A 15,021-nucleotide genomic window follows, 5' to 3' on the forward strand; every position below is an offset into this window, starting at 1 on the left:
TAGCGTAGCGCATAACAAGTGCTAGCTCAGGATGATGCCATATAGAAACAATGTGCTAATATACCCTCGATAAATTGCTCAGAAGATGACAATCCATCAGGCCATCCCACCATCGATTCCGAGTACTTTTCCGGTAATATAAGATGCCTTATCTGAAGCTAAAAAGACAATGGTTTGGGCCACTTCGTCAGGATGTCCTGCCCGTTTCAAAGGCACCATTTCAAGAAGCATCGCTTTATGCTCTTCATCACCAGTGAAACGTTCGAACATATCTGTACTGATCGGACCAGGGGCAACAGCATTGACACGAACGTTGGCAGCAGCTGCTTCTAGCGCAGCAACCTTTGTAAACGCTTCAACTGCATGTTTCGTTGCGCAATAAATCGATGCACCTGGAAATCCTTTTTGGCCTGCAATCGATGAAAGATTAATAATACATCCAGAGCCTTGTGGTATCATCTCTTTGAGTTGATATTTAATGCATAAAAAGACACCCAATACATTTGTATCAAAGGTCGCATGATAATTTTCTAGAGATTCCTCTACAAATGGAGCAGGTACTCCTTCTGTTCCTGCATTGTTGACTGCAACATCAAGACGGCCAAAACGTTGTACTGTACCTTCGATGAGCGCTTTAACATCCTTTTCATAACGCACATCAGCCTGTATGAACTCTACTTCTCCTCCCAAAATACGAAGCTCTTTTGCTAAAGCTTCCCCTACTTCTTGTTTACGACCGGAGATTACAACATTTGCACCTTCATGGGCAAAAGCAAAAGCAGTTGCTTTACCAATCCCCGCAAGAGCGCCTGTAATAAGAACAGTTTTCTTTTTCATTTTGAATTCCCTTTAGCATGTGAAAAACTCCATTTTGCCTAGTATAGTACAAATGAATACCCGGTATATTTATTGTAGAACTTATATTTACTATTTTTAGCGATAGGGCTCGTTTCCTATAAAGTCATAATGTTAAGATACCGCATTTTTAAACCCTATTTTAGGTTCAACTCATGGATAAGAAAATTGCCGCAGTTTATGTCGTGAAACCTGAATTTCTTTCACTGCTTTCTGAAGAATTAGGTGATTTTTCATCTATTGCAGAAGACTTGATTTGCTCACCTCACAAAAATTTGGATGTGTGCTTTGCACAAGATATTTGGTTAGAACCACAAGTAGTACCATTTCAATCCATCTCTGAAGCGGTAAGAATTCTACGTCAAGCGGGAAAATTCTGGTACTTACATCCCATTTCTCATATAAGACGCTCGCGATTAATCGAAGAACAATTGCGTAACACGCCCCAACTCATGCGTCATTTTCCACTTGAGACTGAAATTCCCTCGATAGGCGCGTTTGGTTTACTAGATAAAAATACATTAATCTATAGCGCTACTCGTCAAAAAAAATGGCCGCAGGGAGCATGCTATTTTATTGAAGACAAAATAAATCCCCCGAATCGAGCCTATTTAAAATTGTGGGAAGCACTTACAATTTTGGGAAAGTATCCCCAATCAGGCGATAAGGCTCTCGATTTAGGGGCTTCTCCTGGAGGATGGACTTATGTCATGCAGTCATTAGGTGCATCAGTCACCGCAGTTGATAAAGCGTTATTAGACCCTAAAATAGCAAAACTACCCAACATCTCCTACCTGCAACAAAGCGCTTTCTCTATTGAGCCTGCGAAATTGGAGCAAAACTACGATTGGGTCTTGTCTGATGTTGCATGTTACCCCGATCGCGCTTATGCACTCATTATGAAGTGGATTGAGTCTGAAAAAGCGAAACAAATGATTTTTACTATAAAATTACAGGGTAAAGTTGAGTTATCTACAATCAAACAATTTCAAAAGATACCTAGTTCTTTTATTACCAACATGTTTTATAACAAACATGAAGCAACATTTTTTTATCCTTTTGATAAATAACGGCAGAATGATATAAAAAAAGCACCTTCCTTTCATATTTTTTTAAGGAAACTCAACTAGAATATAAATAACGATAAGGTATTTAATTAGTTACTCGAGATATCTAATGTCTGGTTCTAAAAAAGAAATAACTAAGTCAATAACCAGTGATAAGCTGCATAATGAAAACTGCTTTCATTACTTAACCAATCTTAAAGTCCCGCGTGCGTTATTGACACTCAATTTGCTTCCACCTGAAATTGTTGCGGGTTTGCAGCAACTTCAAGACAACTCAGCAGATCCGGAAGCTGACCCTGTATACATCAAATTTAGAACACACTATGTTACAAAAGATGAAAATAATGAAAATAATGATGAAAACTACCCCTACGCCGATCTTTACACCAAACTTTTTGATTGGCTCGAGGAAAATACTCAGACAATTTACTATGACCTCAGGCAAAAGCTACTTGCTGATGCGGAAAGAATTAAGCTATTCCAGCCAATCACATCCACATCACCTATCTTTCCATTAGCTCTAAAAGAGCGCGGTATTTTGCCTCGGATAAAAGCGATTAATGAAATAAGCCCAAATGAAAATTTCGAAGGAAGAACTTTTAAGCAAGCAATGAACTTAAGGGCTATAGAACTTCAGAAAGAAGCCGCTGCTCTAGATGAATTTATCAAATCTCTTTATGCTAATGATAATCATATTTTAGAAACAACTTTTGAGCATATTAAAGATATTCCCTTACATCAAACACCAAGATCCCCAAAAATTGAGCATTCTATTTCGCATTATGTGAGTGATGAAGGAAAACGTGTCAATCGTGAGTCTAACTCACCTGCATATGAAGGTTCGCGTCAAGGACGCTTTTTGGCAATGATGTCTAATAATTATAAACCGCAACATGGAACCAGTTTATCCACAGTAAGGCATTATAAATATAAGTCAGACGATGATCCCATTGAATATCGCTTTGGTACTCAAGGACAACGCCATCATGGTGAGGCTCGTATTAGTCCCTTATTTGAACTATTTTTGGATATCCAAGATCGGGAAGAAGAAGATAGGTTAGAAAAGATTAAAAAAGAGCGTGCTACACAACAGGAAAATGCTGGGAAGGTACCAACTAAGGTAGAGAAAGATGAAGATAGAATAACGCATGTGTATTTTAATTTCTTGGGTCGAGATCGAACAGATCCCGAAGGATTAAAAGAAAAAGCGTTAACCGAGAAGTTAGAAGAACTTGAATTACATAATGAAAATGGCATGTTACATGGCCATAAAAATATCGCAGTAATAACGCTTCCTGCTGATAAGGGGCTCATGAGCAAAGATTCCTATGCTCGTACCAAGAAAAAACATAATATTGATGATGTGAAAGAAGAGTTTTTACGCATCGCACAGGAATCTCCTGGGGGGCGTGACCTACGCTTGATGGATAAATTACCAGATGATCTGACAAAATATAAAGGAAGCTATATATATATCAATAATAGTGACAGCAAAACACTATTTTATATTAAAGCAGATGGGAAATCTGAAGAAGTACCGGTTAATGATTTTTCTCAATTTGATAAAAAACTCCATGACATTAAAGATGATGAGGCTACTGAATTACATCTTTCTGATGAGCAAGTTAAGTCGCTTGTTACAGCAAACGGTGGTCACACCCCTCCCGCTCTACCAGAAATAAAAGATTTTCACATCAGTGAACGAATTCGCGAAAAAATATTTCGTGGAGAAAACGGCAAATACAGTCGTGAGAGCGAAGAAGAAATTCTAAATTCATTAATTGAGAAGAGTTTCAAAGCATTAGGCTATGATAAAAAAACAAAATTATCCGATGCCCAACGACAGGCGGTCTGGTTTCATTTTCTAAAATATGAGCTTACAAACCATATTATTAGCTCCTTACAACCTAAGAGCATCAACTTTACTTGTAAAGATGCAATTGACCGGGGTGGTGTCGCCTCTGCTTATTATAATTTAGTTAAATCATTTGAACCATTAACGGAGCAACAAATACAAGCAGGGAAGGTAAAAATACCAATGAGCCGCAAAGAGTTCGATCAGGCATTACATGCTGCACCAGCAATGGTTAAAGGCCGCGGCATGAATCATCATATAAAATTAATATGGAATGCCGTTGATGCCTATGTCACTCAAAATCATGCACAACTACAAGCAGATAAAGATAAATCCTGGCTCATCGAGTGGAGGGATTTTAATTGCCCTCACAACCGGGTCGCGAAATTATTAAAACAACGTATAGTAGAATGTAGAGCAGAATTAGAGGAGCGATCTAATGCAAACCCCGATGATCCGTGGATCAAGGAGGGACAAGCTATTTTACATAAACTCGAGCATCACTCAGCCAAAGGCGTGAGTGGCAAACGTTTATTATTGGAGACAGTCTCTAGGACGACTACTATAGCAATACATCCTGAAGCCCGAACAGAAGAAAATTATAAATGCTATAAAGAACTCCGTAAAAATCTTTCTATTGCTCATCCAGAGTTACATGTTCTAGGAGGCTTAATGAAAGCCTTTGCCGGTGCAATTTTATATGTTTTATCTGGAAAAAAACTAGACATTGGGATGTCCAGTGGCTGGGCTACATTTAAAGCAGGTCGTGATATTTCTTCACGAGAATCTCTCCAATCTGAAATGCATGATATGAAAAGAAAACTTAAAGAGCTGGTTAATACCCCATTAAAAAGTGAGACAGACGGAGTGATCAATGAAGAAGAAAAGGAAGAAGAAGAAGTACTGAATACTGATAAACGTGAAAACCAAAGTGCCATGAAAAGAGAACTTGATGGCTTGAGAAAAAAAGAGGAAGATCCCTTCTACTCACCTCCTACGAGTATTGAGATTTAAATATATTCCTAATTATAAAAAAATAGATTAAAAATAAAGAAATATTTGCTAAGCTATTTTATTAAATAACGCAAACTGGCTCTTTAATACATTTTGATTTCAAGGAATAAATCATGGATCTAAAACTTAAAGGTAAATCGGCTTTAGTAACTGGCTCCACCACAGGTATAGGTTTTGCAATTGCCCAAATATTAGCTCATGAAGGTGCAACTGTGGCCATAAATGGACGTTCACAAGATAGAGTGACCCAAGCAATACAACAAATCAAAGCAAATAACCCCGAAGCACATTTAATTGCGGCACGAGCTGATCTCAGTAAAAAAAATGAGATAGACGAGTTAATGAAACAAATTCCTTCAGTTGATATTCTTATCAATAACGCGGGTATTTACAATGCCAAACCTTTTGTTGATATCTCAGATGAAGAATGGTTACAGATGTTTGAAATCAACGTGATGAGTGGCGTTCGTCTAAGCCGTCATTACTTGGTACCCATGCTAAAACAAAATTGGGGCAGAATCATTTTTATTTCCAGTGAATCTGCATTACAAATTCCTAAAGAGATGATTCATTATGGGATGAGCAAAACAGCACAACTTTCAATTGCTCGAGGTATGGCTGAGCTCACCAAAGGGACACACGTCACAGTCAACTCCGTTCTTCCAGGACCGACGAGCAGCGAAGGTGTTAGCCAATTTGTAAATGATCTTGGAAAACAACAAAACAAAACAGCAAAACAAGTTGAAAAAGAGTTTTTTGAAAATTTAAGGCCTACTTCATTAATCAAACGATTTGCTACTACTGAAGAAATTGCGAACATGGTTGCATTCTTATCTAGCCCTCTATCTTCAGCAACTAATGGCGCTGCTGTTCGAGTTGAGGGAGGTCTGCTCTTATCGATTGCGTAAGATAATGAGCATTATGAGTACTATCCAGTCATGTTGCCTGGGTGCAACGCAATGAAACCCGGGTTTCGGTCCTCGACCCAGGCTACAAGTACATTTCAGTGCAGATTATTATCCTTGAGCAATTATACACTCAGAGTAACTGCACTTTTTAATTTTAGCGCGCCTTCAACAGTCTCCACAACTTTTTCTAGCTCTTTTCCTGGATCAACATATTTGAAATCAGGATGTGCGAATTCCTTGATGGTATTTAAGAAGGAAATAACCAGATCATCTTCGCCTACTTTAAGTTTTTTCAACGCATACTTCAGCGTATCAGGATGCTCAGTGCATTTTGAAGTCATGGATGGGGCAAACAAAATTCTTTCATCCGCTGACCACTTCTCATCGCTAATAATCGCAGCTTCTCCTCCTGGAATTGATTTTTGCAACTGCGATAAAATGTAATGCAAATGAGGGTAATTGGTATGAGATACCAGCACAAACTTAACATCATCATGCTTATCTAAAAATTCTTTAAACTTGGCTACTCGCTCTAAAGAAGTTTTATCCAGAGTACACATCGAATTAAAAATTTTACCAAAATCACTAAACGACATATTTACTTTGAAATGCGCATTAAATTGGTCACAAAATTGCTTAAGTGTAATCGCCCCAATTCTTAAAGGTGCCAAATTCGCAGCCATCCATTTCCAGACATCCTCACCTGAAACCGCAGCCTCTTTATCATCTTTTTTTTGGCTTGCAAACCACTCTTGAAACCCTGTTTTTAATACATCGAGTTTTGAAGAGACAAATTGCCCCAGCGAAAAAACTGCAATAATCATAAATACTCCGATCATTTTTGGAACAAAATGAATATCATAGAAGGATGTAAAAAGCAATCAAGTTGACTTTAATGATACAAATGTGTTTAAAACTCTCAAGTCCGGAGCATCATTCTAAGGAACAAATCACAGCATACAGATATTAAACACCACTTATTTTTTAATACCAATATAAATTGCACATTCTTCTTGTCCCATATACACCTCAAAATCAGTCTTATATGCTCTTGAAACAGAGGATTGAGTGTCGAAATAATGCCAAACGGCTTGCCAAGCTTCGATGATCGCTTTAGGCATTGGGCCTGAATTTTTAAAAATAAGATAGTCGCCCTCTTGTATCGTGATCTTATCAAAATTATCAGCTATTACTGAATTATGAGTCGCTACTCCAGCAGTGACAGTATACGCTCCATTATGATCTGCATCATAAGCAGAATAGACTCCATAAATTGATGAAACTGGATTTAACGGTATTTGTGACTCGTAAAATCTTTTCCAAAGCGCAGGTAACTTTGCTGTTTCGGGATTAAATTCATTGGAATTTTTTGTGCGTTCACTCAATCCCATCACGGTAAATGCCTCTACTTTAACAAGTTGTGGTGTGTTGTCCATTATCATTCTCTCTTTTGGAGCTTATAGCCATGAGTCGGCATGGCAGCAGTTGTCATAAACGAGTTTTGAGTATAATCCGCTTTAGTGACAGTTTTTGTCAGCAGGAACTAGGTTTGCCCTTTATTAATTTCCTCTATGAGTTTTAATGAGTCTAATGAAAGTTCAAAAGAATCAACATCCAAATCTTCCTGCATATGTTGTTTATTACTTGTACCAGTCAATGGCAGCATGCCAATTTGCAATGCAAAACGGAAAATAATTTGTGGGATTGTTTTTTTATATTGCTTTGCAAGTTCATGCATCCTATCCGTATGTAAGTAGGATAAGTTTGCAGTCAGCAAAGAAAATCCTTGATAAATTATTCCATTTTTTTTACAAAACTCTCGAATTGAAAAATCCCATTGCTTGCTGGCGAAACAGCGATTTTGCACAAATGAAGGTTTCACATAAGCAATGTTAAAAAGCGCTTCGAGCTGCTCCAGAGTTACATTAGAAATACCAAGTGCTCTGATTTTTCCTTCATTATATATCTCTTCCATCGCCGACCAAATATCTAAATCATTTTGAACAAGGCCAGAAGTATAAGAAGGTCCGTGAAGAATATAGGAATCAAGATAGTCTGTTTGTAAGTGATTGAGAGAGCTTAAAAACGATTGTCTTACCTGGTTTTTATATGAATCAGATTCATCATAGGGTTTGCGATGATCCTGCCCAAAAGCAGATGTAAACTTTGTTTGTAAAAATAAGTCATCGCGACTTTTCCCCGTAGCTTTTAAAAATTGTTGAATCCCTTGCCCAACACCCTCTTCAAAATAGTGTTTACGCTGATTTGCGGTGTCAATCCCAACAAATCCGCTGTTTAATGCCTGAAAGGTTAATTCTTGAGTAGCCTCTTCTTTCCAGGCAGTACCGTATATAAAGGACGGGATATCAATCTGATGTAATTTTCGCTTAAATGCTCCAAGCATAATATGTCCATTAAATATATGATTATAAGTAGTGTTTTATAGTATCCTTTAAAAAATAAATCAATTAGTTAAGGAGTAACTTATGAACATTACGTTGATTGGCCTCGGCAAAATGGGATCCGTTTTAGCTCAAAGATTATTAGCAGCCAAATACAATCTAACCGTGTTCAATCGCACCCCTGAAAAAATGCAACCTTTAATTAATGCTGGTGCTAAAGGGGCCAATAGCCTTGAAGATGCAGTAAAAGATGCAACAATCATTATTACATGTCTTCTAGATGACCATGCTGTTTTAGAAACGGTGAATCATTTTGTGCATTTAATGCAACCTAAAGCCATTCATGTTGGTACATCAACCATACTACCTGAAACGTCAAAGAAATTGGCAGAACTTCATCAAAAGCATAACAGTACCTATATTGCAGCTAATGTTTTGGGCGTTCCTAAAGCGGCAGCACGAGGAGAACTCACAACACTTGTTGCAGGCCAAGAAGATGCAATCGCACAGTGCAAACCCATATTTTCTGCTTACTCTATAAAAATAATTCATGCCGGCTCACAACCATTTCAAGCCAATGTTATTAAAATATGCATGAACTACTTCCTAGTTACTGCCATTGAAGCTATGGGAGAGCTCTATGCATTTGCAGAGAAAAGTCAGGTTGATATCAGTATACTAAATACCCTTTTCCACTCTATTTTTGCACACCCTGCATTCCAGCTTTATGTCGATAAGATTAAAGAACGTGATTTTGATGACGTAAATTTTGATATGAAGGGTGGATTTAAAGATTTAAATCTATTCCAACAAGCTTTTGCTCAGGCGGGCGTAGTTCCAGATATAGCCAATATTATCAAGGATAAGTTCATAATCGCCTTGGCACACCATATGGAAAACAAGGATTGGAGCGCTGTCACAGAGATAACACGTTTAGAATCGAATCTAGATTAAATTATGAACAGACGTTATAAAATAAATTGATACTCTTGTAGTCCTGTCATGTGTTAGGTAATTCGTTGAAAAAAGCTAAATACCGTAGGCTGGCTGCTAAGCCCAGCATGTAACAAGACACTGAAGTATTTCTTTCTTAGAAATAGCATGGATAAGATACGTGTTAATTGGACTTTGGAGAGTACGAATGAACTCCGCAGATGCTGGGCTTACAGCCCAGCCTACACTGCCCATTTTTGTTAACGAATTACCCTAACATGCATAGGGATGAAGACAAAAAAACCAGATTTACCCTGCACTCATCCGCTTACAAATTACCTAAGCTTTCACGACTTATTCATGGCAAGCTTCTTCCATTTTTTCAAAAGAGCCTGGCGACGCTCAGGATAACCTATTTCAAGTAAACTTATTTCAACAATACGATCAGTGCGAAAATGTCGGAAATCTTGTCTTAACTCACACCAAGCAATAAGAATACGGACCTGATCAAAAAATCCCAGCGCTAATGGCCAAATCATTCGTTGTGATGCATGTTCATTGACATCTTGATAGCCTAATTGAAGTTTTTTTTCCAATCGCATCGCTTTTCTAATTAAAATCAAATCAGAATCTTTACTTTCCGCAACCTGGCCTGGTGCAATAAGTAGCCCTGGGAGCTCTAACTGCTCACGTAATTCATTTGGAAGCACCGCTGCGATTTTAGCCAAAGCATTTTGTGCAGCAAATTGAAGTTGGGTGTCAGCTCGGTCTATTACCCACCGCGACCCAAGTACGATTGCCTCAATTTCTTCGGCTGTAAACATCAGTGGCGGGAGAGTAAATCCAGGACGCAGTACAAATCCTATACCAGCCTCCCCTTCGATTGGAGCTCCTTGCCCTTTCAGCATAGAGATATCTCGATATAAAGTACGGAGACTAATTCCTAATTCTTGAGCAAGTGCTATGCCGCTTACGGGAAAACGGTGGCGTCTTAATATCTGAATTAAGTCTAATAATCGCTCAGTTCGTGACATAGCTAGTTAAGTCAGCAGAAAAATTTACTCATATCTTATTCAAGATGAGTTTTAAATGCCAACATTTTAAAAACCAATATTCCACCTGCATCACCAAGATTAGCCAGATACCCAAATAACTTATTAATTTGGCTATGTTAAAATCTAGTTTTTTCGCGTAGAAACGCTTTGCTGCCGTAACTAGGTATATACCTTATCTAAACCTCTAGTAGAAATTACTCTAAATAACGAATATGCTTAGTTTCTGTGGGGTAGTTTACAATTTGCTAGTTTGATTACATGCTCAGGATGGCGAGTGTGTCAGTACTCCAAAATCACAACATTTTGGCTCCAGCGAATAGAGTTTTAGATGCCCTAATAAAACTTAAGAAAATAGTCCTTAACCATTGAATGCATGATGCTAAAAAATATTTACAATTCTCAGTATAAAAAAAATCACCCACTTACTTTATTCTGTTTGATTTCATTTTTATTCTCATTTTCTACCTTTGCAGCACATAAAGTCGTCAATTTAGAAATTGCTTATAAAACAGTGCACTTCTCTAATAAATCAGCAAAAGCTATTGCGGTAAATAATCAAATTCCTGCACCCACATTACATTTTAAAGAAGGGGATCAGGTGACCATCAATGTGTACAACCATCTTGATAAAGGGACAGCCATACATTGGCATGGTGTTTTGGTTCCTTGGCAAATGGATGGTGTAGAAGGTGTTGCGCAAACGGAAATTCCACCAGGTGGTGTTTTTCATTACAAATTTACTTTAAAACAATCAGGTACCTATTGGTATCATGCACATTCCGGTTTAGAGGAACAGCAAGGTTTGTATGGTGCTTTTTTGATTGATCCTAAAAAGCCTGCTCATTACCCTTACACTAAAGATTATGTCGTCGTTTTATCAGATTGGATTAATACCAAACCAGAACAAGTTTTAGCTAATCTTAAAAAATCCGGGGATTTTTATGCACCTCGTTTCCCACTACAACCATCTTTGGCAAAATTTATCCATGATTACCAAAAGGCGTCAAAAAGTGAACGAAAAAGTCTTCTTACTGATTATAAGAGCATGCAACAAATGCGTATGAGCATTTACGATATAAGCGACGTCGCTTTTGATGCATTTTTAATGAATGGCCATCCTAATGACACCCCATGGACAGCTCCAGTCAAAGTGGGCGACATCGTTCGCTTACGATTTATTGATGCAGGAAGCAGTACGATTTTCCGCATTAAAATATCGGATGCTGCCATGAGCGTTATCCAGGCTGATGGCAACGACGTCAAACCTTACTCTGTTAAAGAGTTATCCATTTCCCCTGCAGAAACCTATGACGTTTTGGTAAAAATAGAAAGAGATCAACCTTATATCATTTATGCAGGCTCAAAAGATACTGTAGGTGTTGCCTACGGTGCGTTAAAAACAACACCCAATCAAACTGTCGATTACACACAAGTAAAACCACTTACTGAGCCCATCCCGGTGACTAGAGAAATGATGAACATCATGATGGGTGGCATGCATCAAGGCAGCCTACCTGTAAGCCAACAACAGCAAAGCACTTCGCAGCCTTCAATGAACATGCACTCAATGCAAATGGATCACAGCATGCATATGGACCACTCCATGAATATGCAAATGCCTACTGAGCCAACTCGACTTAAAGATACTATAGCCCCATCCAGCTCATCCTATAAAACCTCGTTGGAAACCAAGTATCGCGATTTAACCGCTGCGATTCCGACTAATGATCCCAATATACCTGTAGAGGGGTTAATTAATTTAGAGTTGTTTGGCTATATGGGGCAGTTTATTTGGTTTGTCAATGGAGTACCTGGTTATAAAGCGAAACCGATTCCTTTAAAACCAGGTAAACGTTATCGTTTTGTATTTACTAATCCATCAATGATGCATCATCCCATGCACATACACGGCCATTGGTTTATTTTACGTACAGGAAAAGATGCTTTTGATCCGCTGAAACATACGCTGGACATCCCCCCAGGAGGAACCATAACTGCAGATGTAGATACCGATGCGAGTGGTCAATGGTTTTTTCATTGTCATATGCTTTATCATATGATGACTGGAATGAACCGAGTATTTCAATACACAACCATCATCGAAATAGCGGAAGGCAAAACCAAACCAGAAGATATTGTTAAAAACACTCCTTATTACAATCGCCCCATAATGCGGGTCGACGAGGCAATTAAGCCGATTAACTTGCATTTAGTAAAGCACCCCATGGCTCATGGCGCAGGTTTTTGGTTAGCAACTTATCTAGATGTAGGCGCTGATCCTATCCACAATTCGCAACGCCTTACCTATAAAGGCCTATATGGTCCCGATTATAATAAACTAGAACTATTTACCAAGGATGCTGAAATTTATAAAGGCGTAGTAGAAAACGCAGATATTGATATCTTTTACTGGCATTTAATCAGTCAATTTTGGGCTATTAAAGGCGGAGCAAACTATTTTAACCGGCCTGCCAGTCAGCCGTATTGGCAGGCCGGTATTGGTCTGGAAGGATTAATGCCATTTTTTATTGATACCGATATCAGGACCTACTTTTATGGTGGTAATGTTAAATTTGATATCGAATTATCGCGAGATACACAAATTACCAATAATTTTTTAATCAGAACAGGAGTTCGCAGCATTTTAGCAACTAAAACCATCCTTAACGCGCAGATTGGTAGTGGTTTAAATCAAATGCGCTATACCATACGACCTTATTATCGCCTTATACCTGGAGTGAGTATGTATGTTGAATATGAAAACGAGCACAATTATGGGGCGTTTAGAATACTAGAGGATGAAAGTACTACGCCAGATATATCTAATACCGTTTCATTAGGCTTAACGTTACTTTTCTAATTTTAACCGTTAACGACAATACCCTAGGCTATGTATTGAACATATAGAGTAATCCCCTAAGCACCAACTTACCCTCTAATTAAAAAATAAGTTACACTACCCTAAAATTTAAACTAGGGAATGCTTAATTGAGCCATACACCAAGGACAATTGTACTTAGAAAAACAAATATGCTCTTTGATTTTCTAAGTAAGCTGATGCTGCTACTCATTATCATGTGTATGTTCATCCCTTTCTCTCCTAAAATGCCGGCACCAGGAATTGATCCTTCATGGGCTCTTGGTCTAAATCAAGCAGTGGCTCAAGGGTTAGCATTTGGTAAGGACATTATATTTACCCTAGGTCCCTATTCGTCTTTATACACAAAAGCGTATCATCCAGCTACGGATTTTTTAATGATTTCTGGCTGTCTTAGCCTAGCAATTTCTTACTGGATTTGCCTACTTTTTTTAATGAGAAGAAAACCATGGTACTGGTTTCTTATTTATTGCGTTCCGTTTCTGGGTATGATTTATGCTCGTGACTCTTTATTTTTTTCATACCCATTACTTGCAGGACTAATAAGTTATCAAATTATATTCATTGAAAATCGCGCTATGCTCGCCAATATTTATCTTTTATTGCTTGTTTTTTTTCTGTTCGCTCCATTCGGCTTACTTGTGCTCATCAAGGGCTCCATGCTCATTCTGTGTATGCTCATGCTCATTTTGTGTTTTATCTTTTTCCTCACCAATAATGAAAAAAAACTAGCATTCATTTGTCTCGCATCTCCTACAGTGTCAATCATTTTTTTTTGGCTTATGGCAGGACAACACCTCTCCTCCTTACCTGCCTACCTAATAAGCACAGTGTGGATAGCATCAGGTTTTACAGAAGCGATGTCTACTAATGGAAATGCGAATGAGGTCATTTTATATTTATTTACTTGCTTATTAATTCTCCTAGCCATTTCATGGCAAAAAAAAATAACAATTGGTGCGAAAATATTCTTACTGGGAATTTATTTTGTGTTTTTGTTTGTTTCTTTTAAAACCGGTTTTACCCGTCATGTGGGACATGCCTTTATACCTGGCACCTCTGCTTTGCTCGCAACGCTATTTTTACCCTTTATTTTTAACTCCCGGGTCAATGCGCTACTTATTCTTGTCTCATTAAATAGTTGGTATTACATTAATAGTCACTATACAGGTATATCACTTCGAGATAACTTCATCTCTTCTTATTCCTCAGCATGGCATGGTCTAAAAAGTAGAATACAGGATCCTGATTGGCTTAAAAAAAACTTTCTGTTTACGGTGAACTTCTTACGCGATCAAACAGCCTTTCCTCGGTTACAAGGTACTACTGACATTTACTCATATGATCAATCGTACTTAATCTCTTCGCAAAATATTTGGTCCCCACGTCCAATATTTCAGAGTTATTCTGTTTTTAATCCAGGCTTAGCTGAAAAAAATAAAAAGCATCTTCAAGGGACAAATAATCCGGATAACATTATTTTCAAAATCGAACCAATTGATCAACGCGTTCCTTCATTAGAGGATGGGGCAAGCTGGCCCTTATTACTGGTTAATTATAAGCCAACTCTGTTGACGAGTAATTTTCTGTTCCTTCATAAAAAGAAACATCCTCATCAAGTCAACTTAACGTTATTAAAAAAAGAATTTCACGTTTTAGGTGAGCATGTAAGACTACCGAAAAAACAACTGCTCTTTGTTGAGATTAATTTGAAACCAACTATATGGGGGGCTCTAGCAACTATTTTCTTTAGGCCACAACAATTACAAATTACTTTGCAACTAAAAAATGGAACTACAAAACAATATCGGCTCGTTGCAAATATGGCGAGATCTACTTTTCTTCTCACACCACTCATTGAAAATACTGATGAATTTTCAATGCTCTATGAGAAGGATAACAAATTAAATGATAAAACTGTGAGCTCTATTATCATCACAACAAGTCAGGAAATAAATTGGCATTGGAATAATACTTATACGATTAACTTTAAATATATTGATACTGGGAAAATATTTTCTTAATGAATAATGGGATCAATCAGGATGCATATG

At 37.8% G+C, this 15,021-nt stretch carries 11 protein-coding genes; 6 read left to right on the top strand and 5 right to left on the bottom strand.

The window, feature by feature from the left end; all coding sequences use genetic code 11:
* Nucleotides 1-96 precede the first annotated feature (96 nt).
* Nucleotides 97-837, bottom strand: coding sequence for an SDR family NAD(P)-dependent oxidoreductase (locus BGO44_RS08275; RefSeq protein WP_058510382.1), 741 nt, complete (start codon nucleotides 835-837; stop codon nucleotides 97-99).
* A 173-nt stretch (nucleotides 838-1,010) separates the two neighbouring features.
* Between BGO44_RS08275 and BGO44_RS08280 the strand changes: the two genes are divergently transcribed.
* The 3 genes from BGO44_RS08280 (at nucleotide 1,011) to BGO44_RS08290 (ending at nucleotide 5,699) form a co-directional block, all read left to right on the top strand.
* Entirely contained in the window at nucleotides 1,011-1,925 is a 915-nt protein-coding gene (locus BGO44_RS08280) for an SAM-dependent methyltransferase (protein WP_273197935.1), read from the top strand.
* 106 nt (nucleotides 1,926-2,031) lie between these two features.
* On the top strand, nucleotides 2,032-4,791 hold the full coding sequence (locus tag BGO44_RS08285) for a hypothetical protein (RefSeq protein WP_273197936.1): 2,760 nt from the start codon (nucleotides 2,032-2,034) through the stop codon (nucleotides 4,789-4,791).
* A 113-nt stretch (nucleotides 4,792-4,904) separates the two neighbouring features.
* The gene (locus BGO44_RS08290) at nucleotides 4,905-5,699 is read left to right on the top strand and encodes an SDR family NAD(P)-dependent oxidoreductase (protein ID WP_058510385.1); all 795 of its coding nucleotides are present in this window, start codon (nucleotides 4,905-4,907) and stop codon (nucleotides 5,697-5,699) included.
* A gap of 122 nt (nucleotides 5,700-5,821) precedes the next feature.
* On the opposite strand, the gene BGO44_RS08295 is transcribed toward BGO44_RS08290, so the two are convergent.
* The 3 genes from BGO44_RS08295 to BGO44_RS08305 all read right to left on the bottom strand — a co-directional run bounded on the left by BGO44_RS08295 (nucleotide 5,822) and on the right by BGO44_RS08305 (nucleotide 8,103).
* The gene (locus BGO44_RS08295) at nucleotides 5,822-6,523 is read right to left on the bottom strand and encodes a hypothetical protein (protein ID WP_058510386.1); all 702 of its coding nucleotides are present in this window, start codon (nucleotides 6,521-6,523) and stop codon (nucleotides 5,822-5,824) included.
* A 153-nt stretch (nucleotides 6,524-6,676) separates the two neighbouring features.
* Entirely contained in the window at nucleotides 6,677-7,135 is a 459-nt protein-coding gene (locus BGO44_RS08300; protein ID WP_273197937.1) for a GyrI-like domain-containing protein, read from the bottom strand.
* A gap of 107 nt (nucleotides 7,136-7,242) precedes the next feature.
* Nucleotides 7,243-8,103, bottom strand: coding sequence for an aldo/keto reductase family protein (locus tag BGO44_RS08305; protein ID WP_273197938.1), 861 nt, complete (start codon nucleotides 8,101-8,103; stop codon nucleotides 7,243-7,245).
* 82 nt (nucleotides 8,104-8,185) lie between these two features.
* Between BGO44_RS08305 and BGO44_RS08310 the strand changes: the two genes are divergently transcribed.
* Entirely contained in the window at nucleotides 8,186-9,055 is an 870-nt protein-coding gene (locus tag BGO44_RS08310) for an NAD(P)-dependent oxidoreductase (RefSeq protein WP_058510389.1), read from the top strand.
* Between the two features lie 326 nt (nucleotides 9,056-9,381).
* Here the strand turns inward: BGO44_RS08310 and BGO44_RS08315 are convergent, their stop codons facing one another.
* Complete coding sequence (locus BGO44_RS08315) at nucleotides 9,382-10,068, bottom strand: helix-turn-helix transcriptional regulator (RefSeq protein ID WP_058510390.1); 687 nt, start codon at nucleotides 10,066-10,068, stop codon at nucleotides 9,382-9,384.
* A gap of 397 nt (nucleotides 10,069-10,465) precedes the next feature.
* Here BGO44_RS08315 and BGO44_RS08320 point away from each other — a divergent pair, with 397 nt between their 5' ends.
* Both BGO44_RS08320 and BGO44_RS08325 read left to right on the top strand, forming a co-directional pair.
* A complete protein-coding gene (locus BGO44_RS08320; RefSeq protein WP_058510391.1) occupies nucleotides 10,466-12,949 on the top strand; it encodes a multicopper oxidase domain-containing protein in 2,484 nt (827 codons plus the stop codon).
* 128 nt (nucleotides 12,950-13,077) lie between these two features.
* Entirely contained in the window at nucleotides 13,078-14,991 is a 1,914-nt protein-coding gene (locus tag BGO44_RS08325) for a hypothetical protein (protein ID WP_273197939.1), read from the top strand.
* The last annotated feature ends 30 nt before the right edge of the window (nucleotides 14,992-15,021 follow it).

The organism is Legionella sp. 39-23 (genome assembly GCF_001897665.1).
Classification (GTDB): Bacteria; Pseudomonadota; Gammaproteobacteria; order Legionellales; family Legionellaceae; genus Legionella; species Legionella steelei.